Annotated in this window: 19 protein-coding genes; 5 read left to right on the top strand and 14 right to left on the bottom strand. The window is 70.1% G+C overall.

All coding sequences use genetic code 11. From position 1 onward, the window contains the following. Nucleotides 1-24: 24 nt before the first annotated feature. Nucleotides 25-2,871 (bottom strand): ATP-dependent Clp protease ATP-binding subunit, encoded by a 2,847-nt coding sequence (locus tag KQ305_RS13775; protein ID WP_259725967.1) that lies wholly within the window; start codon nucleotides 2,869-2,871, stop codon nucleotides 25-27. Then, nucleotides 2,861-3,262, bottom strand: coding sequence for a lactoylglutathione lyase (gene gloA / locus KQ305_RS13770; protein WP_259725966.1), 402 nt, complete (start codon nucleotides 3,260-3,262; stop codon nucleotides 2,861-2,863). The genes KQ305_RS13775 and gloA overlap by 11 nt, the downstream gene beginning before the upstream one ends. 141 nt (nucleotides 3,263-3,403) lie before the next feature. On the opposite strand from gloA, the gene eno reads away from it, so the two are divergent. Continuing rightward, nucleotides 3,404-4,699 (top strand): phosphopyruvate hydratase, encoded by a 1,296-nt coding sequence (eno, locus tag KQ305_RS13765; RefSeq protein WP_259725965.1) that lies wholly within the window; start codon nucleotides 3,404-3,406, stop codon nucleotides 4,697-4,699. A gap of 12 nt (nucleotides 4,700-4,711) precedes the next feature. Here eno and KQ305_RS13760 read toward each other — a convergent pair whose 3' ends face one another. From KQ305_RS13760 to KQ305_RS13740, 5 genes are read right to left on the bottom strand one after another with little or no spacing between them, the layout of a single operon-like run. Then, a complete protein-coding gene (locus tag KQ305_RS13760) occupies nucleotides 4,712-6,409 on the bottom strand; it encodes an AarF/ABC1/UbiB kinase family protein (RefSeq protein ID WP_259725964.1) in 1,698 nt (565 codons plus the stop codon). Further along, nucleotides 6,409-6,753: a hypothetical protein gene (locus tag KQ305_RS13755; protein WP_259725963.1), complete on the bottom strand. Its 345-nt coding sequence runs from the start codon at nucleotides 6,751-6,753 to the stop codon at nucleotides 6,409-6,411. The genes KQ305_RS13760 and KQ305_RS13755 overlap by 1 nt, the downstream gene beginning before the upstream one ends. 34 nt (nucleotides 6,754-6,787) lie before the next feature. Then, nucleotides 6,788-7,369, bottom strand: coding sequence for a hypothetical protein (locus KQ305_RS13750; RefSeq protein ID WP_259725962.1), 582 nt, complete (start codon nucleotides 7,367-7,369; stop codon nucleotides 6,788-6,790). A gap of 23 nt (nucleotides 7,370-7,392) precedes the next feature. Further along, complete coding sequence (gene argJ, locus KQ305_RS13745) at nucleotides 7,393-8,628, bottom strand: bifunctional glutamate N-acetyltransferase/amino-acid acetyltransferase ArgJ (RefSeq protein WP_259725961.1); 1,236 nt, start codon at nucleotides 8,626-8,628, stop codon at nucleotides 7,393-7,395. Nucleotides 8,629-8,632: 4 nt separating this feature from the next. Beyond that, nucleotides 8,633-8,869: a hypothetical protein gene (locus tag KQ305_RS13740; RefSeq protein WP_259725960.1), complete on the bottom strand. Its 237-nt coding sequence runs from the start codon at nucleotides 8,867-8,869 to the stop codon at nucleotides 8,633-8,635. Between the two features lie 68 nt (nucleotides 8,870-8,937). Between KQ305_RS13740 and coaE the strand changes: the two genes are divergently transcribed. Both coaE and KQ305_RS13730 read left to right on the top strand, forming a co-directional pair. Next, nucleotides 8,938-9,753, top strand: coding sequence for a dephospho-CoA kinase (gene coaE / locus KQ305_RS13735; RefSeq protein WP_311134361.1), 816 nt, complete (start codon nucleotides 8,938-8,940; stop codon nucleotides 9,751-9,753). Between the two features lie 153 nt (nucleotides 9,754-9,906). Continuing rightward, nucleotides 9,907-11,037: an alpha/beta hydrolase gene (locus tag KQ305_RS13730; protein ID WP_259725959.1), complete on the top strand. Its 1,131-nt coding sequence runs from the start codon at nucleotides 9,907-9,909 to the stop codon at nucleotides 11,035-11,037. Nucleotides 11,038-11,055: 18 nt separating this feature from the next. Here KQ305_RS13730 and gatB read toward each other — a convergent pair whose 3' ends face one another. Then, complete coding sequence (gene gatB, locus KQ305_RS13725) at nucleotides 11,056-12,567, bottom strand: Asp-tRNA(Asn)/Glu-tRNA(Gln) amidotransferase subunit GatB (RefSeq protein WP_259725958.1); 1,512 nt, start codon at nucleotides 12,565-12,567, stop codon at nucleotides 11,056-11,058. A gap of 174 nt (nucleotides 12,568-12,741) precedes the next feature. Between gatB and KQ305_RS13720 the strand changes: the two genes are divergently transcribed. Then, the gene (locus tag KQ305_RS13720) at nucleotides 12,742-13,854 is read left to right on the top strand and encodes an FAD-dependent oxidoreductase (RefSeq protein WP_399231708.1); all 1,113 of its coding nucleotides are present in this window, start codon (nucleotides 12,742-12,744) and stop codon (nucleotides 13,852-13,854) included. Here the strand turns inward: KQ305_RS13720 and KQ305_RS13715 are convergent. Genes KQ305_RS13715 through ndk form a run of 3 tightly spaced genes read right to left on the bottom strand, consistent with a single transcriptional unit; the run spans nucleotide 13,760 to nucleotide 16,801 of the window. Then, nucleotides 13,760-15,622, bottom strand: a complete 1,863-nt coding sequence (locus tag KQ305_RS13715; RefSeq protein ID WP_259725957.1) for an adenylate/guanylate cyclase domain-containing protein — start codon at nucleotides 15,620-15,622, stop codon at nucleotides 13,760-13,762. The genes KQ305_RS13720 and KQ305_RS13715 overlap by 95 nt on opposite strands. Further along, nucleotides 15,622-16,308 (bottom strand): FecR family protein, encoded by a 687-nt coding sequence (locus tag KQ305_RS13710; RefSeq protein WP_259725956.1) that lies wholly within the window; start codon nucleotides 16,306-16,308, stop codon nucleotides 15,622-15,624. Before KQ305_RS13710 ends, KQ305_RS13715 begins: the two co-directional genes overlap by 1 nt. 34 nt (nucleotides 16,309-16,342) lie before the next feature. After that, nucleotides 16,343-16,801, bottom strand: coding sequence for a nucleoside-diphosphate kinase (gene ndk / locus KQ305_RS13705; RefSeq protein WP_259725955.1), 459 nt, complete (start codon nucleotides 16,799-16,801; stop codon nucleotides 16,343-16,345). A gap of 241 nt (nucleotides 16,802-17,042) precedes the next feature. Here ndk and speA point away from each other — a divergent pair, with 241 nt between their 5' ends. Then, a complete protein-coding gene (speA, locus tag KQ305_RS13700; protein ID WP_259725954.1) occupies nucleotides 17,043-19,055 on the top strand; it encodes a biosynthetic arginine decarboxylase in 2,013 nt (670 codons plus the stop codon). Here the strand turns inward: speA and KQ305_RS13695 are convergent. The 3 genes from KQ305_RS13695 to KQ305_RS13685 form a co-directional block, all read right to left on the bottom strand. Then, complete coding sequence (locus tag KQ305_RS13695) at nucleotides 19,040-20,938, bottom strand: adenylate/guanylate cyclase domain-containing protein (protein WP_259725953.1); 1,899 nt, start codon at nucleotides 20,936-20,938, stop codon at nucleotides 19,040-19,042. The genes speA and KQ305_RS13695 overlap by 16 nt on opposite strands. 89 nt (nucleotides 20,939-21,027) lie before the next feature. Continuing rightward, nucleotides 21,028-22,122, bottom strand: a complete 1,095-nt coding sequence (locus tag KQ305_RS13690) for a FecR family protein (protein ID WP_259725952.1) — start codon at nucleotides 22,120-22,122, stop codon at nucleotides 21,028-21,030. Between the two features lie 4 nt (nucleotides 22,123-22,126). After that, the gene (locus tag KQ305_RS13685) at nucleotides 22,127-22,855 is read right to left on the bottom strand and encodes a FecR family protein (protein WP_259725951.1); all 729 of its coding nucleotides are present in this window, start codon (nucleotides 22,853-22,855) and stop codon (nucleotides 22,127-22,129) included. Between the last annotated feature and the right edge of the window lie 59 nt (nucleotides 22,856-22,914).

Here is a 22,914-nt window from a genome sequence, read left to right as displayed (position 1 = left end):
ACGTCGGCACGCATCGGCAAACGATCACCCTACCGGACGTCCTTCCCCCACGGCCTTGAGAGGAACGAAGCGAAAGCCCGCTTCCCCGGGGCCGGCGAGCTCCAGCCGCACCCCCCTGGCCCCACTGAAGTGATCCTCCAGTAACTCTGTGGCCAGGGGGTTCTCGATGCGACGGCGCAGCACCCGCCGCAGCGGGCGGGCGCCGTACTCCGGCTCGTAGCCCTGCTGGGCCAGGGCCACCACGACGGCCTCATCCAGTTCCAGCTCCAGGTGCTGCTCCCGCAGCAGGGCCGCCAGCTCCGCCAGCTGCAGCCGCACGATGCGCTCGAGATCGGCTCGGGCCAGGGGACGGAACCGGATCACTTCATCGATGCGGTTGAGGAATTCCGGGCGGAACTGGCGCGACAGGGCCTCCTCCACCGCCAGATCGAGGGCACGCTCCTGATCCAGCTCCCCCTCCGGGGGCTGGGAATCCCCGCCACCATCAGGGTTGGAGGCGGAGCGGGCCCGCTCCAGAATCGCCCGGCTGGCCAGGTTGCTGGTCATGATCACCACCGTGTGGCGAAAGTCCACCGTGCGCCCCTGGGAATCGGTGAGACGGCCGTCGTCGAGAACCTGCAGCAGCAGGTTGAACACGTCAGGGTGGGCCTTTTCCACCTCGTCGAGCAGCAGCACGGCATAGGGGCGGCGGCGTACGGCCTCGGTGAGCTGCCCCCCCTCCTCGTAACCCACATAGCCGGGGGGAGCCCCCACCAGGCGGGCGACGGCGTTGCGCTCCATGAATTCGCTCATATCCAGCCGCACCAGCGCCTCCTCCTCATCGAAGAGGGCTGCCGCCAGGGCCTTGGCCAGTTCCGTCTTGCCGACACCTGTGGGCCCCAGGAACAGGAACGACCCCACCGGCCGGGTGGGGGCCTGCATACCGGCCCGGGAACGGCGGATCGAGGCCGCCACCGCCGCCACCGCCTCCGGCTGGCCGATCACCCGCCCAGCCAGCCGCTGCTCCAACTCCAGCAGCTTCTGCCGTTCTCCCGCCAGCAACTGCTGAACGGGGATGCCGGTGGAGCGGGCCACCACATCGGCGATGTCCCCCTCCTCCACCTGCTCGCGCAGCATCGGATCGCTCTGCAGCTCCGCCTCGACAGCGGCGCGGCGTTGCTGCACCCCGTGCAGCTGGTCGTACTGGAGACGGGCCGCCTCTTCCAGGTCCCCGTCTCGCTCCGCCTCAGCGATGGCGTGGCGCAGGTCCTCGTCCTGGTGCATGAGCTCGCGCAGTTCCTCCAGGCGCTCCCGCTCCCCCGCCCAGCGGCGCTGCAGCCGTTCGAGCTGCTCATGGGCGAGGCGCCGCTGTTCCTGCAGCGGCAGACGGTCCTCCACAGGGGAAGCTTCAGCCGCCAGCAGCTCCAGCTCCACCCGCCGCAGGTCCGCTTCGGCCGCCTCCACCACCTGGGGCTTGGAGGTGGCTTCCATACGCAGGTTGGCGGCGGCCTCGTCGATCAGGTCGATGGCCGAATCCGGCAGGCAGCGGTCGCTGATGTAGCGGGCCGCGAGCCTGGAGGCCGCCACCAGGGCCCCATCGGTGATGGTGACGCCATGGTGGAGCTCGTAGCGCTCCTTCAGCCCCCGCAGGATCTCGAGGCAGGTGGGACCGTCGGGCTCGCGGATCACCACCTGCTGGAAACGGCGCTCCAGGGCAGGATCCTTCTCGATGCTGCGCCGGTAGTCCTCGGGGGTGGTGGCGCCGATGCAGCGCAGGTCCCCCCGGGCCAGTACCGGCTTGAGGATGCTGGCCGCATCAGTGCCGGAGCGGTCGCTGCCCACCACCGTGTGCAGTTCGTCGATGAACAGCACCACCCCGCCGGCACCTCGGGCACCCCCCTCCTCGCCTCTCGCACCGTCGCAGTCGCGGACCTCGGCCAGCACGCTGCGCAAGCGCTCCTCGAACTGGCCGCGGAACTTGGCCCCGGCGATCAGGGCCCCCAGATCCAGGGCGACCAGCCGCAGCCCCCGCAGCGCATCGGGCACCTCGCCGGCCACGATCCGCTGGGCCAGGGATTCGGCCACGGCGGTCTTGCCGACGCCAGGCTCACCGATCAGCACCGGGTTGTTCTTGCTGCGGCGGGAGAGGACCTGGATGAGCCGGCGGATCTCCGGATCCCTTCCCACCACGGGATCGAGTTCTCCGGCCCGGGCGGCGGCCGTGAGGTCACGGCCGTAACGGGCCAGGGCACCGGGTTCGGGGTCCTCCTCCCGCCGCAGGGTCATGGTGGTGTCCGTTGCGGGTGATGGCGGGGCCACCGGATCCGTTGCCGGCGGGGCAGCGGGTGAGGGCAGCGTGGCGGGTGGCATGGCAACAGGTGGCATGGCGGCGGGGGGCTGGGCAACGGCGGGCAGCGGCCGCCACTGGCGCAGCAGCAGGTCCTCGCTCAGCCCCTCCTCCACCAGCAGGGACGCCCCGATCCGGGGTTCCACCAGCAGGGCCAGCAGCACGTGGGGGACATCCAGCAGCCGGGATCCCCAGGCCGCCCGGCGGCGGTCGGCCTCCTCCAGGAGATCTTCAAGGGCGTCACCGATGTAGAGCGTGCCGCCGTCTCCGCCGGGTTGCTCGGCGCAGAAAGCTTCCAGGCGGTCGAGCAGCCGGTCCTCGTCAAGGGGCAGCGGCGCCACCCAGGTGGCGAAGCGCCGGTTCAGCAGCAGGGTGAGCAGCAGGTGCTCCACGTCCATGGCGCCATGGCGCCAGCGCCTCGCCTGCTCCTGGGAGGCGATCAGCAGATCCCAGGCGGCGTCACTGAAGCGGTCGGGATCGCTGGTGAGGCTGGCGGGAGCTGCCGCCGGCTCCCGATCGTCGCGGGGGCGGGAGTCAGGGCGCATCGGACCGTGACGACGTCTGGATCAGTTCCACCTTGTAGCCGTCGGGATCCTCCACAAAGGCAATCACGCTGGTGCCGTGCTGCTTCGGGCCCGGTTCGCGCACCACCCGGCCGCCTTTGGCGGCGATGGCCGCGCAGGTGGCATAGATGTCATCGACACCGATGGCCAGGTGGCCGAAACCCGTGCCGAGCTCGTAGGCGCCGGTGCCCCAGTTGTGGGTGAGTTCCAGGACGGTGGTGTCCTTTTCATCGCCGTAGCCCACAAAGGCCAGGGTGTAGGAGCCACCGGGATAGTCCTTGCGGCGCAGCAGCTTCATGCCGAGCACCTCGATGTAGAAGCGCAGGGAACGCTCCAGATCGCCCACCCTGAGCATGGTGTGAAGCAGTCGCATCGGCGCTGGACCAGCTGGGGCCATTCTGACCAGGGTGCCGCGGGCCTGGGCCTGGGCCCGCGCCATTGCCGGGGGGTGGCGCAGGGAACACAGGCAGCGGCGGAGAGCCCCCCATAGGATTCCGCCACCAGCACACTCCCTGTGTACGACTCCCTCGACCTCGTCATCGACTCCATCGTGGCCCGTGAGGTGCTCGACTCCCGGGGCACCCCCACGGTGGAGGCGGAGGTCTATCTGGAGGGGGGCGCCAGTGGTCGGGCGATCGTGCCCAGCGGCGCCAGCACCGGGGCCCACGAGGCCCACGAGCTGCGCGACGGCGAGAAGGCCTACTTCGGCAAGGGCGTCAGCAAGGCGGTGGAGAACATCGAGGAGCGCATTGCTCCGGCCCTCTGCGGCCTGAGTGCCCTCGACCAGGGCGCCGTGGACGAGGCCATGAACGAACTCGACGGCAGCGACAACAAGTCGGCCCTCGGCGCCAACGCCATCCTGGCGGTGAGCCTGGCCACCGCCCACGCGGCCGCCAAGGCCCTGGGCCTGCCCCTGTACCGCTACCTGGGCGGCCCGATGGCCACCCTGCTGCCGGTGCCGCTGATGAACGTCATCAACGGCGGCGCCCACGCCTCCAACAACCTCGATTTCCAGGAATTCATGCTGGTGCCCCATGGGGCCGGCACTTTCCGCGAGGCCCTGCGCATGGGCGCCGAGGTGTTCCACACCCTCAAGGGGCTGCTCAAGGACCAGGGCCTCTCCACGGCGGTCGGCGATGAGGGTGGCTTCGCCCCCGACCTGGCCGGCAACGACGCCGCCGGTGAGCTGCTGATCCAGGCGATCGAGAAGGCCGGCTACCGGCCCGGCGACCAGATCTCCCTGGCCCTCGATGTGGCCAGCACCGAATTCTTTGCCGATGGGCGCTACGCCTTCGGCGGCGGCAGCTACACCAGCGCCGAGATGGTCGACCAGCTGGCGGCCCTGGCCAGCCGCTTCCCGATCGTCTCGATCGAGGACGGCCTGGCCGAAGACGACTGGGAGGGCTGGCGCCTGCTGACCGAGCGCCTCGGCAGCACGGTACAGCTGGTCGGCGACGACCTGTTCGTGACCAACACCACCCGGCTGCAGCAGGGCATCGAGCAGGGCATCGCCAACTCGATCCTGATCAAGGTGAATCAGATCGGCTCGCTCACCGAAACCCTGCAGGCCATCGATCTGGCCGGACGGGCCGGCTACACCAGCGTGATCAGCCACCGCAGCGGCGAAACCGAGGACACCACCATCGCCGACCTGGCCGTGGCCACCCGCGCCGGCCAGATCAAAACCGGGTCCCTCAGCCGCAGCGATCGGGTCGCCAAGTACAACCAGCTGCTGCGCATCGAGGACGAACTGGGCAGCCAGGCGATCTACGCCGGAGTGGAAGACCGGGGTCCGCGGGGCCGCGGCTGAGGCCGCCCCCGTTCACTCCCTGCGTGCTGATGCGGCAACGCCGGGCAGCTGGTCGAGGCGACCATCGCGCTTGAGCCTCGACTGAAGCTTCAGCCAGGACAAGCCCACAGGGAGCCCCAGCACCAGGGGCACCGCCACCAGGGCAGGCCGGCTGCTGGCCGCCAGCAGCGCCGCCGCCACCGCCAGACCCCCCAGCAGGAACGACTGGCCGGTGCTCTGCTGGGCCAGGGCCAGGCGCCGCAGCAGGCGATCGGTTTCACCCGCCCGGATCAGCACTTGCAGATCCCCCTGTTCGATGCGGGAGAGGCTTTCCTCCAGCCGCCGGGGGATCCCCAGGGCCCGGCTGCCCACCTCGGCCGCCTGGCGGGAGATCTCGTTGAACAGCTCATTCGGTCCGTTACCGCTGGCGGTCATGAGGGGCAGCAGATAGGGACGGGCGATGGCGATCAGGCTAAAGCCCGGATCCAGGCTGCGGCCCACCCCCTCGAAGGTGGAGAGGGCCCGCATCACGAAGATGAACTCCGGGGGCAGGCGGAAGGGCTGGCCGTACACCAGCTCGTAGAGATCACCGGAGAGCTTGTCCAGCACGTTGGCGCTGAATGGCGGAGTTAACGCCTCGGTGAGCATCACCCGCACCAGCCGCCGCACTGGCCCGGGATCGATACCCTGGGCGATCAGCCCTGCCTGCTGCAGCTCCTCCACCAGGGTCGAGGCATCCCGGGCCGCTGCGGCTCGCACCATGCGCCCCAGCCGGCTTCGCAGCCGCTCGGAAATCTGGCCCATCATGCCGAAGTCGTAGTAGATCAGCGACCCATCGCTGGCGACCGCGAGATTTCCAGGATGGGGATCGGCGTGGAAGAACCCGTAAAGGACAAGCTGCTGCAAGTAGCTGGCGGCCCCCTTTTCCGCCACCGCCGCCGGATCGATGCCGGCGCGGACCAGGGCCTCCCGATCGTTGATCTTGATGCCGGGGACGTAGTCCAGGCACAGCACCCGACGGGAGCTGAGTTCCCAGATCACCGCTGGAATGCGGATGCCGGGGTCATCCAGGAACTGCTGCCGGAAACGGGCGGCGTGCTCTGCCTCCAGCCGGAAATCCAGTTCCCGCAGCAGCACCCGCCGGCATTCCTTGGCGATGCCCACCCAGTCGCGACCGGCCCCCCAGCGGGGATGGCGCTGGACCACCGCCGCCACCTGCTGCAGCACCTCCAGATCCAGCCGGAACAGCCGCTCCAGCCCCGGCCGCTGCACCTTGAAGACCACCTGCCGGCCGCTGCGCAGGCTGGCCCGGTGCACCTGGGCCAGGCTCGCCGAACCGAGTGGCTCCACCTCGAGATCGATGATCTCCGCCCGCCGCTCCCCCAGTTCCTGATCCAGCAGGGACTCCACCACAGGGAAGGGAAACGCGGGCACCCGGTCCTGCAGATGGGCCAGCTCCTCCACCACGTCGGCAGGGAGCACATCGGGGCGGGCCGACAGCAACTGTCCGAGCTTGATGAAGGCGGAACCGAGCTCAAGGAATTGGGCGGTGAGCCAGCGGGCCCGGCGACGCTGGCGCGCGGCCTGGCGTTCGGGGGTTCGCCCCCCCGGGTAGGTCCAGGGGCGGGCATCCCACCAGAGTCCTGCCAGCAACTGGATGACGAGCCTCCAGATGCGCAGGGGACGCCACAGGCGGGGCAGCAGGACCCCGGGGCTGGAGGGGGCCGCCATCAGGCCTGCCCCGGAGACCGCGGCGGACCATCGGGGGCGACGGCTGGGACCTGATCGAGGCGCCTGGACAGTTCGGCGACCTTGGTCCGCAGGGCGTCGATCCGTTCCTGGGGATCCTCAGCTGAGCCCCCCCTGGAGGCGGCCGCCGCTGCGTTGCGGTCCTTCTCGATCCGTTCGGCTTCCATGGCCACCTCTTCCCAGAACAGGCTGAGTTCGTGTTGCACCCGGGCAGGCGTGTCCTGGGCGAGAACCGCCAGGGTGGCCGCCGCATCGGCCAGACCGCTGCCCAGGCGGGCGGCCAGGCGATTCATGGCCGCCATGGCGAGGGACTGCGGCGCGCTCATGACAAAGCCGGAGGGATCACCGAACTGTGGCAGATCAGGGCTGGGTTCCGGGAGCCGGTGGGCCGCTCACCGGAGGCGGGGCGATCGGCGCGGGGCCGGCGGCCTCCCGCTCGCGGGCCGGCGGCGTCCGCGGTGGAGGCAGCACAGGAGCTGACAGGGACTCGACGTCTCCGGGCCCAGTCGCTGACGGTGGGTCGCCCTCGATGGGAGTGGAGGTCTGCTCGAGCAGCCGTTGCCTCTCCTGCGCCTCCCGCTCCTCCATGGACTCGCGCCGCTCCTTGAGGTCGGCCTCCTCCTGTTTCTGCTGCTGCTCCTGCTCGATCAAGTCCAGGTCACCACGGATGTCCCGGGCGTCGCCGCCGAAGCGCTGGCGCAGGGAATCCAACGTCGTCCCGGGGGCGGGTTGCACGTCGAAGCGCTGGCTGGCACCCTGCTCGTCCTCACCACCCAAACTCATCAGCCGAAGACTGGCGCCATAGCCGAGCCCGAAGCAGAGGCCGACGATCCACCACACCCGCCAGTCCCAGCCGGGGCGTGAACCCCCGCGGGCACGGGGCCCGCGGGGCGGGGAAGTGGGCCTGGCCGTGACCATCGACGTCAGCGCAATCGCTGCCATCTTGCCGGGTCCGACCGGTGGCCTCAGGTGGTGTAGTCGGCGTTGATGCGCACGTACTGATCCGAGAGGTCGCAGCCCCAGGCGGTGCCGCTGCCTGGACCCGCCCCGACATGCAGGCAGATCTCAATCGTGTCATCGCTCAGGTAAGCGCCTGCGGCCCGCGCCCGCATGTAGGCCGACGCCGCCGGACGGTCGAAGCCCACAGGCTGGCCCTCCGCCATCAGCTGGTGCTCCCCCAGCCAGAGGGCGACGGCCTGCGGCTGGAAGTCCACCCCGGCCCGGCCGGCGGCGGCCAGGATGCGGCCCCAGTTGGGATCGCGGCCATGGATGGCCGTCTTCACCAGGGAGGAGCCACAGACAGTGCGGGCGATGGCGCGGGCGGCCTCGTCGTCGTCGGTGCCCTCCACCCGCACCTCGATCAGGCAGGTGGCCCCTTCACCATCGCGGGCCACGGCCCGGGCCAGGTGCTGGGCCACCGCCGTGAGGCCCGCCTCCAGGGCTCCGTGGTGCTCCTGGGCCAGGGACTCGCCGGCGGCGAAGGCCAGGAAGGAGTCGTTGGTGCTGGTGTCGCCGTCCACGGTGATCGCGTTGAAGGAGCGATCCACCGCCCGCTTCACCATCACCTGCCACACCTCCGCCGGCACGCCAGCATCACAGCTGAGGTAGGCCAGCAGCGTGGCCATGTCGGGGTGGATCATTCCCGACCCCTTGGCCATGCCGCCGATGCGCACGCGGCGGCCGCCGAGGCTGGCCTCTAGGGCGATTTCCTTGGTCACCAGGTCGGTGGTGAGGATCGCCTGGGCGGCGGCGCCGCCGCCTTCGGGGCTAAGGGCGGCCACCAGGGGATCGAGGCCCGCTTCGAGACCATCCATCGGTATCGGCACGCCGATCACGCCGGTGGAGCAGATCAGCACCTGCTCCACCGGCAGGCCCAGGCGCGCGGCCACCTCCCCGGTGGCGCGCAGGCTGTCGGCCAGACCGCGCTCTCCGGTGCAGGCGTTGGCCTGGCCGGAGTTGGTGAGCACGGCCCTGGCCGTACCGCCCGTGGCGGCCAGCCGTTCGGCACAGAGGTCGATACAGGCCGCCCGCACCCGGTTGGTGGTGAAGCTGCCGGCACAGACCGCCCCCTGCGGCGCCAGCAGCAGGCACAGATCAGGCTTGCCGGAGGGTTTCAGGCCCGCCGTGAGGCCCGACGCCAGAAATCCTTCCGGGGCCGTGACGCCACCGGGGATGGGCTGCCACGGAGAGGGAGGGATCACGGACTCAGCGGGAGACGTTGGAGCTGTCCAGCTTGCCGTAAAAGTCCCCGAGCCTCAGGGCCAGGGTATGGAGCGGGCCCCGATTGAACTCCGACGATTGCTGGAGCAACTGCTCGAGCTCCGAACCGTCGAACACCAGCACCGTGGCGGGTCCGTCGATGGCCCGCCCCTCGGCGCGCCGGGGATGGTCCACGACGAAGGACACCTCTGCGATGGGTTCACCGCTGCGGATCCGGGCCATCTCCTCGAGCGACCCATCAGTGGCGAAAGGCTGCAGGGGTTTACCGGAGCGGCCTGCGCCAGGGCCTGGTGGGCCGCGAGTTGATCCCGGGCCTGCTGCAGCACCCAGCGGGTGAGGTGGGCCTGACGCTCGGACCAGGAGCTGAAACGTTGCACCGTCCAGGAAAGATCCTTTCGCGGACATTTCTGCTCTGGCTCGTCGGCGTCCATCGACGGCGCCAGGCCCCAGAGTGCACCCAGCGAAACCAACGCGCCCTGAGCCTGCCCCAGCGCCGCATCGGACTGACCGGCGGGATCGCCACCGGTAAGAGCACGGTGGCCGCCCTGCTGGAGCATCGATTCGGGCTGCCTGTACTGGACGCCGACCGCTTCGCCCGCGAGGCCCTCGCCCCCGGCAGCCCCGGAGCGATGGCGGTGCTGGCCCGCTACGGCGGGCAGGTGCGGGCGCGCGGTGAGGCGGCCCCGGCGTCCGCTGATGCTTGCCCGTCCCTGGACCGGGCCGCCCTGGGCAGGATCGTGTTTGCCGACGCAGCGGAACGGGCCTGGCTGGAGGAGTTGGTGCACCCCCTGGTGCGGGCCTGCTTTGGCGCCGAGCTGGAACGGCTCCAGGAGGTGCCCGCCGTGGTCCTGATGGTTCCGCTGCTGTTTGAGGCGGGGCTGGAGAACCTCTGCAGCGAAGTGTGGCTGGTGGATTGCGACGAGGTCGAGCAGCTTCGACGCCTGATGGCTCGCGATGGACTCGACGCTGGGGAGGCCACCGACCGCATCCACTCCCAGTGGCCGCTTGCCCGCAAACGGGCACTCGCTAATGCCGTGATCGATAACAACCAGGCCAGCAGCAACCTTCCCTCACAGCTGATCAACCTGCTCCAGCCCCAGCATTGACGGACGATCTGGCGGCAATGAACGCGATACCGCAAGCTCGACAGCGAAGGCCACAGACAAGAACCTTTGATGTAAAGATTTTAGCAAAAAGGTTCAAGGATCAACTTGGGCACAGGACCTCCCATGACAATGACCGCTGGCCGGAATACATGAATGTCACGCACCATTCGTTACTTCGCCACCAATCGCGATCGCCAGAAGCTCGGGCGGGCCTTTGATGATGCGGAGCGCATCAAGTTGCAACGCAATGGCTACCACTGGATCGACACCGAGATCTGCATGGCCCAGTACCTGGGCAGCACCGATCCCTCCAGCCTTCCGATCGAGGCGGTGATCGCCGAAGAACAACGCGAGGATCTGAAGAGGTTTCTCGCCAAACCTTGCATCCGAACGGTGGTGATCGGCATTCACGGCTTCAACGTGCCGCTGCATGGTGCCATCACTTCCTTTTCGCTGCTGGCGGAGCTGCTGCAGCAACAACTGGCCCAGCAAGGGCACTCACTGCTGATGGGCCCGGGGGACATCGACGAGAGCAGGGATCACTTGGCCTTCATCGGCTTTTCCTGGCCATCCGATGGCAGCGTGCTGGCCTATCAGTCGGATCGCAACGAAGCGACCCAGTCCACCGCCGCACTGGCTAACACCATCGCCACGATCCGGACCGTGAATCCCGGCGCCGGCATTGCGATCATCGCCCACAGCATGGGCAATTACCTCACCTGCAACATGCTGGCCAATCTCCTCAACGAGGAAAGTTGGCCGATGCAGGCCTTCAGCGGCGACGACGCCGGCCGTCGGCTGACGGGCCGCCTGTCGCGCAGGGAACTCAATGGCACCGAATCCTTCGTGGATCAATACATCATGCTGGCTCCCGATGTGGAACGAAGGGAGGTCACCCAGTGTCCGAATGTGCAGGTCCGCTCCCAGCGACTTCATTACAACGGACCCTTCTACGGTGGACTCAAGCACCTGGTGGGTCATACCCATCTCTTCTACTCACGCCACGACAGCGCCCTTCAGGCTTCGGTGCTGGAGAAGGAGGCCCTGCGCGAACCGATCGAAAAACTCAAGCAGCGACTCACGGGCCCCGAACTCACCAAACGCTGGGAAAGCAGCCTTGGCCTCAATCCCCTGCCTTCGCTGGCGCCGCCCAACATGACGGGGTACAACGCCACCCGGCTGACCAATCGCGCCATCGACCACGGCGATTACTTCGACGCCCCGGCGGTGATCAGCACTATCGCCGATCTGCTGCTCCAGCCGCCGATCAACACCTGGGCCTGAGCAAGGAGCTGGCGACGATCAGCCCTTGAGCTGCTCGCTGAGGATCCGGTTGGCCAGCTTGGGGTCGGCGCGGCCGCCGGTGCGCTTCATCAGCTGCCCCACAAAGAAGCCCTGCAGCTTGTTCTTGCCGCCACGGAAGGCCTCCACCTCCTCCGGGTGGGCCGCCAGCAGCTCCGTCACGATGGCGGTGATCGCCGCCGGGTCGCTGATCATGCCCAGGCCGCGGGACTCCACGATCGCAGCCGCCGATCCGCCCTTTTCGAGCAGTTCCGGCAGCAGATCCTTGGCGATCTTGCCGCTGATGGCGCCCGTCTCGATCAGCTGCACCATCTCGGCCAGCTGCTCGGGCCCCAGGGGCAGCTCGGTGATCGACAGCCGGTTGGCGTTCACATGGGCGGCGATGTCGCCTGTCACCCAGTTGGCCACGGCCTTGGGGTCTCCGCCAGCGGCCACTGCCGCCTCGAAGTACTCCGCCATGGCGCGCTCATCGGTGAGCACCCGGGCGTCGTAGATCGAGAGACCAAGGGCATCGGCGTAACGGTGGCGCTTGGCCGCCGGCAGCTCGGGCAGCTCCGCCAGCCAGACCGCACGCTGCTGCGCGCTCACTTCGATCGGCCCCAGATCCGGGTCCGGGAAGTAGCGGTAGTCGCTGGCCCCTTCCTTACTGCGCATGCTCTTGGTGAGCTGCTTGCTCTCGTCCCAGAGACGGGTTTCCTGCACCACCGGCTCACCGGATTCGTAAGCCTTGATCTGGCGAGCGATCTCGAAATCGATCGCCTTCTGGATGGCGGAGAAGGAGTTCATGTTCTTGATCTCCACCTTCACACCGAAAGGGGCCTCGGGCCCGCGGCGCACCGAGATGTTGACGTCGCAGCGCAGGGAACCCTCCTGCATGTTGCCGTCGCTGACGCCCAGATAACGCATGATGCGGCGGATCTCAGAGGCATACTCCGCCGCCTCCCGGCCTGTGCGCAGATCCGGCTTGCTGACGATCTCGGCCAGGGCCACCCCGGCCCGGTTGTAGTCGACGAGGGAGTGGGTGGAGCCGGCGAGGCGGTCGCTACCGGCGTGCACAAGCTTGCCGGCGTCCTCCTCCATGTGCAGCCGCTCGATGCCCACGCGTTTCAGATACGTGTCCTTGCCCTTCTCGGCCACCTCCACCTCGATCCAGCCGTCCTCGGCGATCGGTTGGTCGTACTGGGAGATCTGGTAGTTCTTGGGCAGATCGGGATAGAAGTACTGCTTGCGGTCGAACTTGCTGTGCTCCGCCACCTGCAGGTTGAGGGCCAACGACGCCTTGACGGCGTACTCGAGCACTTTCTGATTGAGCACCGGCAGGGTGCCGGGCAGGCCGCACACGACCGGATCGATGTGGGTGTTGGGCTCGTCGCCGAAGCTGGTGGAGGCGGCGGTGAAGATCTTGCTGGCGGTACCCAGCTGCACGTGGGTTTCCAGGCCGATCACGGCCTCCCAGGCTTCTACCCCGCTCTCTTCAGCAATCTTGCCTTCAGCGATGTTCCCTTCAACCATGGTCGCGAGTCCTGCCGGCGCTGTCGGCCTCCCGCCGTCGGCCGGAGGCAGTGGATCCGATCCTATGCAGCGGCGGGCAGCCGCTTGAATTGAAACCCGCAAGACCCGGAGGCACGGACACTGGCTGGCACCCCTTCCAATCACCCTCCCGTGCTGCTGCTGGGTGGCGGCCTGATGGGCCTCGCCATTGCCCACCAGCTGGCCCGCCTGGGCAGGGCCGTGACCGTGCTCAGCCGCCGGCGCAGCGAGGCGGCGGGCTTCGTGGCCGCCGGCATGCTCGCCCCCCACGCCGAAGGCCTCAGCGGCCCGATGCTGGCCCTGGGCCAGGCCAGCCTGGAGCGCATTCCGGCCTGGGTGGCCCGCATCGAGGCCGACAGCGGCCTCCCCTGCGGCCTGCGGCCCTGCGGCATCGTCGTCCCCTTCTCCAGTGCTGCCGAGCGCGACGCCTACCCCACCGCCGCCTGGGGCGTGCCCCTCGACCGCACCGGCCTGGAACGGGAGCTGCCGGGCCTCGGCACGCCCTGGCGGCATGGACTGCTGTTTGCCCAGGACGGCCAGATCGACAACCGCCGCCGCCTGATGCGCGCCCTGGAGCGGGCCTGCGTCGCCCTGGGGGTGCGCTTCGAGGAGGGCAGCCAGGTGCTGGAGCTGCTCACCGGGGACGGCGGTCGCCTGCGGGGGGTGCGGCTGCGCCGGGCCGAGGGGGGCGAGCACACGATCGCCGCCACCACGGCGGTGCTCGCCTGCGGCGCCTGGAGTGGCCAGCTGCTGCCCTCGCTGCCGGTGCGTCCTGTGAAGGGCCAGATGCTGTCGCTGCAGGGCCCCAGGGCCAGCCTGAAGAGGGTGTTGTTCGGACCCGGCACCTACCTGGTGCCGCGGGAGGACGGCCTGCTCGTGGTGGGCGCCACCAGCGAACCGGAGGCCAGTTTCGACGACGGCCTCACCCCCGAGGGCCAGAAGCAGCTGCAGCAGGGTCTCGTCGCCCTGCTGCCGGAAGCAGCGCTCTGGCCGCCGATGGAGCGCTGGTGGGGCTTCCGGCCCGGCACACCCGACGGGGCACCGCTGCTCGGCCCCGGCCCCATCGAGGGGGTCTGGCTGGCCACGGGCCACTACCGCAACGGCGTGCTGCTGGCGGCCATCACCGCGGAGCTGATCGCCGAAGCGATCACAGCGGCCGAGCAGCGCTCCGGGGCTAGCCCCGAATTGCTGGCGCCGTTTCGCTGGGACCGGCCGCAGCCTGCAACCCCTGCAGCGCATACACCTCCAGGGGCACGGGCCAGCCCTTGAGGGCGTGGCCCCCCAGCGGCAGCACCGCCAGCTCCCCCGGCAGCAGCGCCAGCAGATCGCCGCTGATCAGGATCGGGTGCTCGGGGAAGAGTCGCGTCAATCCCTCCAGGCGGCTGGTCACGTTGACGCTGGCCCCCACCACCGTGAACTCCAGGCGCTGGGAGGAGCCCAGGTTGCCGGCGATCACCTCGCCGAAATGGAGCCCGATCCCGTGCCGCAACGGTGGTGTGCCCGCCGCGACCAGCTCGGCGTTCAGGGCCTCCAGCCGTTCCTGCATCGCCAGGGCCGCCCGCACCGCGGCCCTGGCCTCCTCGGCATCCCCACGGCTGCGGGGCACCCCGAACTCCGCCATCACGGCGTCGCCGATGAACTTGTCGAGCAGTCCCTCCTGCTCCAGCACCGCCGCGGCCATCGCCTCGAAGTAGCGGTTCAGCAGGGCGAACAGCTCGGCCGGCTCCAGCACGGCACTCAGGGGCGTGAACCCCACCAGGTCACTGAACAGCACGGCGCAGCGGGCCCGGCTGCCCACCGCCTGGTTCCACACCGGCCCTGGGCTGCGCAGGATGTCGCGCAGCAGGGTGGGGGAGACCCGCCGGCTCAGCACCTGGTGCAGGTAGGCCCGCTCCCGGCTCTCCGCCAGCCCCTGCCCCACGGCCCGCACCCCACCTCCGGCAACGGGGGCCAGCAGCAGGGCGGCCAGGGGCAGGCGCAACAGAGCCACGGCCCACAGGGCCCAGCCGGTGAGCAGCACCGTCGCCGCCAGGAGCAGCGCCAGCTGCAGGGTCCCGCCGGCACTCGCGGGCCGCCGCAGCAGCACACCGATCAGTCCTCCCCAGACCAGCAGCAGCAGAGCGTCCCCCGCCAGGGGCAGCCGGATCAGGCCCCGGTTCTGCAGCACGTTGGCGAGGGCCACCGCCTGGATCTCCGTGCCGGCCATGGGGCCCACGGGCGTTTCCTGCAGGTCCCCCAGACCCGGGGCCGTCACGCCGATCAGCACGCTGCGTCCCCGCCAGGTGGACGCCGGCAGTTCGAGCAGCCGCCAGGCCGGCACCCGGGACATGGTGCCGGCGGGGCCGGGATAGTTGAGCCCCATCGGCGCCACCGGCGGCGGCGCCGCACGCGCCAGGAAGGCCATCGGCCTGGGCAAGGGGGGCGGGAACGCGCCCAGCCTGGACTGGATCCAGTCCAGGCCCGGCACCGCCTCCACCACCCCTCGGGGGGACTGGAGCAGGGTGGTCAGGCCGGGGGCACCCAGCTGGTGGATCGGCCGCCGCAGCCGGCTCTGCTCCAGCCCCCCCTCCTGGCGCACGTCGTAGTGGACGGCCAGGTGCACCCGCTGGCGCCAGGGGGCGAGGATCGCGGCGAAGGCCCGGTCATCGGCGGGCCCGTAACGGCTGGGCTCGCTGTACTCGATGTTGAACAGCACCCGGGTGGCCCCCTGCTCCAACACATGGGCCGCCAGCCGGGCCTGCAGGGCCCGCGGCCAGGGCCAGGGGCCCATCTGCCGCCACAGCGGCGACGCCTGGCGTTCGCCAGGGGCCAGCAACTCCCCCAGCTCCAGGGAGTCGGCATCAATCGCCAGGATCACCGGATCAGCTGGGGCGGAACGCCCCCCCCGCAGCTGGAAGAAGGCCTGCAGGAGCTGGTCGTCGAGCAGCCTCGGCCCCTGCCCCAGGGGGGTGAGGGGCACCCGGTCCAGACCTGCCAGCAGGGGGACGGCCAGGGCCAGCCACCAGAGCCGGCGCCCCAGGCCAGGCCAGGGGGGCATCAGGGGGCGAGCCCGAGTTCGCGCTCGATCACCGGCAGGGTCTGCATCGGAGCCTGGAAGCCATTGAGCAGCTCGCTGTTCCGCCGCCGCTGGCGTGCCTCCGCCGCGTCCATCCGGTGGGGGCCCTTCCATCCCTGGGGCGTGGCCTCCAGACGCTGGCCGCTGGTCAGCCGGTACACGCTGCCGTCAGCGGCGCGCACCTCCACCTTCCCCTCCCAACTCAAGAACAGCACCGTCTCGGCGGTGGCCTCGATGAAGACCGTGGTGCCCTGGATCGAGGCGGTGCCCACCCGGGTGCGGACCCGTAGCGGCGTGCTGCCCTTCGATCCCGGATCGATCCAGGCGATGATCCGGCCGCGCACCAGGTCGAGCAGGTTCGGCTCGATGCGCAGCTGGGCGTTCCCCCCCAGCCGGAAGCTGCGCCCATCGGCCAGCAGGATCTGAAGCCGGCCGGGGTTTTCTGTGCGCAGCACGGTGGAAGGCCCGAGCACCTGGCCCACCAGGGCCGGGCGCTCTGGTGACGCCTGCGGCTTCACGAACGCCGGACGCGACGGCACATCCACCACCCGGGGCACCCGGGGAGCCGCCGTGGCCCCCGGCAGGACAAGGGTCAGGCCGGAAACGATCACGGCCCCGGCCGCCAGGCTCAGCGTCCTGGGATGCCGGAAGCTCCTGAGCAGCGCCATGGCCCGGGGACGCGAAGGACCCCAGGATGGCCGCTCAGGGCTCGACCCGCCACACCTGGTCGGCGGACGTCCACTCACACAGCTCGGAGGGCTGGAACCAGAGGCCGATCTCAAACACGGCCGTTTCCGGTGCATCGGAGCCATGGATGACGTTGCGGCCGATGTTCACGGCCAGGTCGCCACGGATGGTGCCGGGCTCGGCCTCCAGGGGCTTGGTGGCGCCGATCAGCTTGCGGGCGCTGGCGATCACGCCGTCCCCTTCCCACACCATGGCCACCACCGGCCCGCTGGTGATGAAGTCCACCAGGCCGGCGAAGAAGGGGCGCTCCCGGTGCACGCCGTAATGGCTTTCGGCCAGGTCCCGGCTGGGCACCAGCTGCTTCAGGGCCACCAGCTTGAAGCCCTTGGTCTCGAAACGGCCGAGGATCTCGCCCACCAGACCCCGCTGCACCCCGTCGGGCTTGATGGCGAGGAAGGTGCGTTCGGTGGCCATGGCAAAGGGAAAGGGGATCGGGCCATCGTCCGCGCTGGCCCTGCCGCTTGGCAAGCAACCCCGCACCCTTTCGGCGAGGCGCCCGGCCGGGGTTGACCGTCCTGCGCCAGCGTGATTCGGAGCCCGTACAGCCTGTACAGATCCGTGGATCGGCACCCGCCGGTGACCCGAAGGTGCCGCAGCGGCCGCCACAAGGCCACGCCTAGATTCGCTCCGACCGGCTTCCCTCCTCCCAGGCGCCATGGTGCTCGCCGACCCGACCAGCCCGCCGGGCGTGCCCTCCGGCCCTTCCGGGCGGGCCGACGCCTGGAGCGCCGCCGACGGGGCGGCGCTCTACGGAATCGACCGCTGGGGCGAGCCCTATTTCAGTGTGGGCGCCCGGGGCCACGTGATGGTGCAACCCCGCGGTGACCGCGGCGGCTCCCTCGATCTGGTGGAACTGGTGCGGGAGCTCCAGGGACGCGACCTGACCCTGCCGCTGCTGATCCGCTTCGACGACATCCTCGAAGACCGGCTGGAGCGGCTGCACGGCGCCTTCGAGCGGGCCATCACCCAGTACGGCTACGAGGGCCGCTACCAGGGCGTCTTCCCGGTGAAGTGCAACCAGCAGCGCCACGTGGTGGAGCAGCTGGTGGAGAGCGGCCACCGCTGGCATTTCGGCCTGGAGGCGGGCAGCAAGGCCGAGCTGCTGATCGCCCTGTCCCTGCTCGACGACCCCGACGCCCTGCTGATCTGCAACGGCTACAAGGACCGGCGCTACATCGAGACGGCGATCCTGGCCAGGCGCCTGGGGCGCCAGCCGGTGGTGGTGATCGAGCAGGCCGACGAGGTGGAGCGGATCATCGCCGCCAGCAGCGCCCTGGGCGGGGCCCCGTTCATCGGCATCCGCGCCAAGCTCTCGGCCCGCAGCACCGGCCGTTGGGGCAGCTCGGTGGGGGAGAGGGCCAAGTTCGGCCTCTCGATCCCCGACGTGCTCACCACGGTGGAGCGCCTGCGGGAGGCCGGCCTGCTCGACGACCTGCGCCTGCTGCACTTCCACGTCGGCAGCCAGATCAACGACATCGCCGTCCTCAAGGACGCCCTGCAGGAGGCCGGCCAGATCTACGCCGAGCTCACTCGCCTGGGGGCCCCGATGGGCTTCCTCGACGTGGGTGGTGGCCTCGGCATCGACTACGACGGCAGCCGCACTGCCACCGCCGCCTCCACCAACTACTCGCTGCAGAACTACGCCAACGACGTCGTCGCCACGATCCGGGAGTGCTGCGAGCCCCACGGCATCCGCCCCCCCACACTGGTGAGTGAGAGCGGCAGGGCGCTGGCCAGCCACTTCAGCGTGCTGGTGTTCGACGTGCTCGGAGCCGGCGGCCACACCGAGGCGGTGCCGCCGCCGGCCGAGGGCGAGGCCCTGATCCTGCACAACCTGCGTGACACCCACGCGCTGATCACGGCGATCGCCACGGCAGGGGGCGTCGAAGGGGAGGGCGGGGGAGAGCGGGCCGTGGTGGAGCGGCTGCAGGAGGCCTGGAACGATGCCCTCAAGTTCAAGGAGGACGCCCTCACCGCCTTCCGGCTCGGCTACCTGAGCCTGCCGGAGCGGGCCACGGCCGAGCGGCTCACCTGGGCGAGCTGCCAGGCGATCGCCGGCCAGCTCGAGGGCCTGGCCGCCGACACCGTGATCCCCCAGGAGCTGCAGGCCCTGCCGGCGGCCCTGGCCGGAACCTATTACGCCAACCTCTCGGTGTTCCGCTCGGCGCCGGACACCTGGGCGATCGACCAGCTCTTCCCGGTGCTGCCGATCCACCGGCTCGATGAACGGCCCACCCGGCTCGGCAGCTTCGCCGACCTCACCTGCGATTCCGATGGCAAGATCGCCCGCTTCATCGATCGGGGCCAGGTCAAGCCCCTGCTGGAACTCCACCACCTGCGGCCGGGCGAGCCCTACTGGATCGGGCTGTTCCTGGGCGGGGCCTACCAGGAGGTGATGGGCAACCTGCACAACCTCTTCGGCAGCACCAACGCCGTGCACATCCGGCTGGCGGCCGGGGGCGGCTACCGGGTCGACCACGTGGTGCGGGGCAACACCAACGCCGAGGTGCTCGAGGCGATGGAACACGACCCCGACCTGCTGCTGGAGCGGCTCCGCCTGGCCAGCGAGCAGGCCATCGGCCGGGGCGACCTGGCCATCAGCGACGCCCGGCGCCTGATGGCCCATCTCCGGGCCAGCCTGGAGCAGACGACTTACCTGGAGGCCTGACCTGAGCTGGAGGCCTGATCCCGGAGCGACACCGTGAAGATCTCCACCTCCCCCAGGCTCTTCACGGGCTGGGCCCCCAGGGAGCGGGAGTCGAGGCCCACATCAGCCTGAATCAGGTTGGCGGTCTGGGCGTCGCACACCACCGCCGCGTCCACATTCCGGGTGGCCGACTCCAGCCGGGCCGACAGGTTGACCGTGTCGCCGATCACGGTGAATTCCATCCGCCGGGGGCTGCCGATCTGGCCCACCATCACCTGGCCGCTGGCCAGGCCGATGCCGTTGTCGAGCGTGGCGATGCCGCGGCGGCTCCAGTCCTCGTTGAGGCCGGCCAGGGCTTCTCGCATCGCCAGGGCGCAGCGCACCGCCTGGCTGGCCTCTTCGGCCACCCCCCTGCTCACCGGTGATCCGAACACCGCCATCACCGCATCGCCGATGAACTTGTCGACGGTGCCGCCATGGGCCATGACCACCTCCACCATGGCGCCGAGGTACTCGTTGAGCTGGCGCACGTGCAGCTCGCTCTGGCCTTCGCCGCTGCGCTGCTTGGTGAGGACCGTGAATCCCTTGATGTCGGTCATCAGCACAGTCACCTCCAGCAGCCGGCCGCGCAGAATGCCCTGGGCCGATTCCGGGTCGGAGAGGATCTCCGCCACCACCCCCGGAGCCACGTAGCGCTCGAAGGTGCGGCGCAGGCGCCGCCGCTCCTGCCCCTCCCGCAGGTAGGCATCCCCGCCGTAGAGCAGGCCCAGCAGGACCAGGCCCGAGGAGGGCGCCAGCAGCGGCAGCCAGCGGTTGGCCTGCTGCAGCGCCACGGCGACGAGGGCCCCCTGGAGGACCAGCACCAGAACCACCAGGGCGAGACGCCAGCGCAGGTCGCTCCAGCGTCGGGCCGCCCCGAGCACGATCAGCAGCGGCAGCAGGGCCAGCAGGGCCCGTCCCGGCGCGCTGCGGGGCCAGGGCTGCAGGCCGTCCCCCTGCAGCGAGTTGGCCGTGGCGGTGGCCAGCACCTCCAGCCCGGACAGGCTGCCGAAGGGGGTGGGGTAGCCATCGGCCCCCTGGGCAACGACAGGGCCGAGCAGCACCACCGAACCGGCCAGGTCCTTGCGCAGGGGATGGGTCTTCCAACGCTCGGGGTCGAGCACTTCCCAGGCCGGCAGGCGCCGGAAGCTGCCCTCAGGGCCATAGAAGTTGAGGGAGCTGGCCCGGTCGTCCTGGCGGCTGCGGTGGCCCCCCAGCCGCAGCAGGGTGGAGGAGAGGGCGCTGTGGCCTTCGGCGCCCCGGGCGGGGAGCACGCCGCTGGCGTAAGCCTCCGGATGGCGGCTCGCCTCGCTGGAGGTGCCGGCGAGGACGTTGGTGAGCCCGAGGGCGCCGGTGCCGCCGATCGCCGACAGGAAGCGCTCCGGCCGCACGAAGGTGAGCGAGCCGGCCCCCTGGGTGTCGTTGGACTCGAGCATCTCCGCCGCCAGGGCGACCCGGCCGGGGTAACGCCGCAAGCGCAGCTCCAGGGCCTCGTCATCGGCCGCGCCCTTGCCGCTGGGCCCCTCGAAGACCACATTCACGGCCACCGCCTTGGCGCCGGCCTGCAGCAGCTTCTCCGCCACCATGCCGTAGGTGGCGCGGGGCCAGGGCAGGCTGCCGACGCCCCTGGCCCATTCCGGGATGCGACCCTCCTCCTCGAACCAGTCGCCCTGCTGGAGCGTGGCGTCGTCGACCGTGACCAGCACCACCTTCGCCGGGGGGCGCCGCGGACCGCGCAGCAGCAGCAGTTGCTGCTCCACCCCCCGTTCCCAGACCCTCATCCGGGGCCCCGGCCAGCCGGAGCTGACCCCCACCCAGGCCAGCACGGCCACCACGAGAACGCGGAAGGTTCGGGAGCGTGCCATCTCGTCGTACCCCTCCCGGTGGTGGTGGCGTTGGCGCCTGGCAGGCCCCCATCATCGGGGAAGCCGCCGCTGCGGGCCCGGCCCAGGCCCTAGGGGGAGGCTCCCGCCACCGGACTCCACAGCGTGCAGATCGCGACGGCCCGGCCGGAGCGCTCCAGCCGCACACAGTCGATGGCCCGGGCCCTGGGACGGTTGATCAGGATCTGGGTGTGCAGGGGCGAGCCCATCCAGCGCGACACGATGACCTCCGGGTTCCAGGCGCCCGCTGGCATCGGGCAGGCGATCACCTCACTGGTGGGCCTCAGGTTGGCCGTCGCCGCCATGCGGTTCTGGAACGCCTCCCAGAGGGAACGGTCGTGGTCACAGTCGCTGCTGGCCAGCACCCCCTCCAGCACCGGGGCCAGATAGGTGGCGTTCTGGGCGGCCAGGGCCGCCGGCAGGGGTTGCAGGGCAGGGCGGCCGGCCTCCCGGCGGTAACGGTTGACGGTCTCCACCAGGCGATCGCTGCTGAGTGCTGGCCTGGGCTGGGCGGGAAGCACCCCGGGGTAACGGCGCTGCACGAAGGCCTCCAGCGCCGCCATGCCGGGCAAGGGCGCGCTGAAGCCCTGGAACAGGGGTCCCTGGAGGATCGCGGCGTAGTCGGCAGCGGTGAGGGGCCGTTGCCAGAGCAGGGCCCCCTGGCTGGAAAGACGCACCCTGTTGCCCCCAGCCACAAGCAGCGGCGCCGCGTCCAGTGGTCGTCCATCGGCCAGGGGCTGCAGTTCGATCGCACCCTCCAGCACCGCCAACTCGGCTTCGCCGCCATCGAGCAGGGTGACCAGGTAGTTGGTGCCGCGGGTGCTCAGCCGCGAGGAACGGGTGCAACCGTTCTGCGGACCGGACACCAGGATCTGGCCGCTGCTGAGCAGGAAGCAGCTGCTGCCGAGGCGCAGCTGGGTGAAGCGGTTGAGGCGGCCGGCGGCACCGCTGGCGAAGCCCAGCTGGCCGCGGCTGTTCTGGGTGCGAACCAGTTCGGGCGCAACCGCCTTCTCCCGCAGCTGGGCCTGACGGCGTTCGATGAAGAGCTCGTTGCCATCAAGGATCTCCTGAACCACCGCCGACGTGCCCGGGCTGGCCACGCTGCCGCTGGGCCAGGCCAGGGCCGCCGCCAAGGCGGTCAACAGGAGCGGGTGGGGTCGAATCACCGGCTCAGAAGAAGCGCGGCAGACCGAAAGGCAACGACGGGACGCTGACCGGCACGGGCAGGTTCACCCCCGGCACCTTGGAGCGGATGTAGCTCTCCAGGGAGCCGTAGGCCGGCAGCGGCACCCGGAACCCCTGGAAGAGGGGCCCGCCCAGGATGCCGTTGTAGTCGCTCGCGCTGAGCCCCAGCAGCGCCATCACGACCCCACCGGCCGAGAGCCGCAGCTTGTTGCCTGCCTCCACGGTGGTGGCGGGTTTGCCGGTGGGTTCTCCGTCGACAAGCGGTTCCACCTCCACCGACCCTTCCAGCACAGAGATCTCAGACTCCCCCGACTCGCTGACATCGATCAGATAATTGGTGCCCCGCACGCTCAGCCGGGCCGAACGGGTGCAGCCGCTCTGCTTGCCAGACACCAGGATCTGGCCCTTCTCGACCAGGAAGCAGCCCTGACCCAGCTTGAGCAGGGCGAAGCGGTTGAGGCGGCCGGCGGCACCGCTGTCGAACCGGATCTGGCCCCGGCTGTTCTGGGTGCTGAGCTTCTGGGGGGCGCTGGCCTTCTGCTTCACCTGGGCCGTCTTGCCGTCGATGTAGAGCTCGTTGCCGTCGAGGATCTCCTGCACCACGGCGCTTTCGGAAGCCTCGACCGGCAGCGACCCGAGGGCCGGACCCACAAGCAGGATCAGGATCGGCAGAAACGACAGACTCGGCAGAGCGCTCGACAGGCGGTGGCGCATTCGCTCAAGGCTCCGGGTCCGGATCGGTTCATTCTGCTCGTTGAGCCCCAAAACGCAGC

It is taken from the genome of Synechococcus sp. CS-1332, assembly GCF_025127995.1.
In the GTDB taxonomy this organism is placed as follows: Bacteria; Cyanobacteriota; Cyanobacteriia; order PCC-6307; family Cyanobiaceae; genus Cyanobium.
The sequence above is the reverse complement of the archived record's forward strand: the minus strand, read 5'-3'. Positions and strand labels throughout refer to the sequence as shown.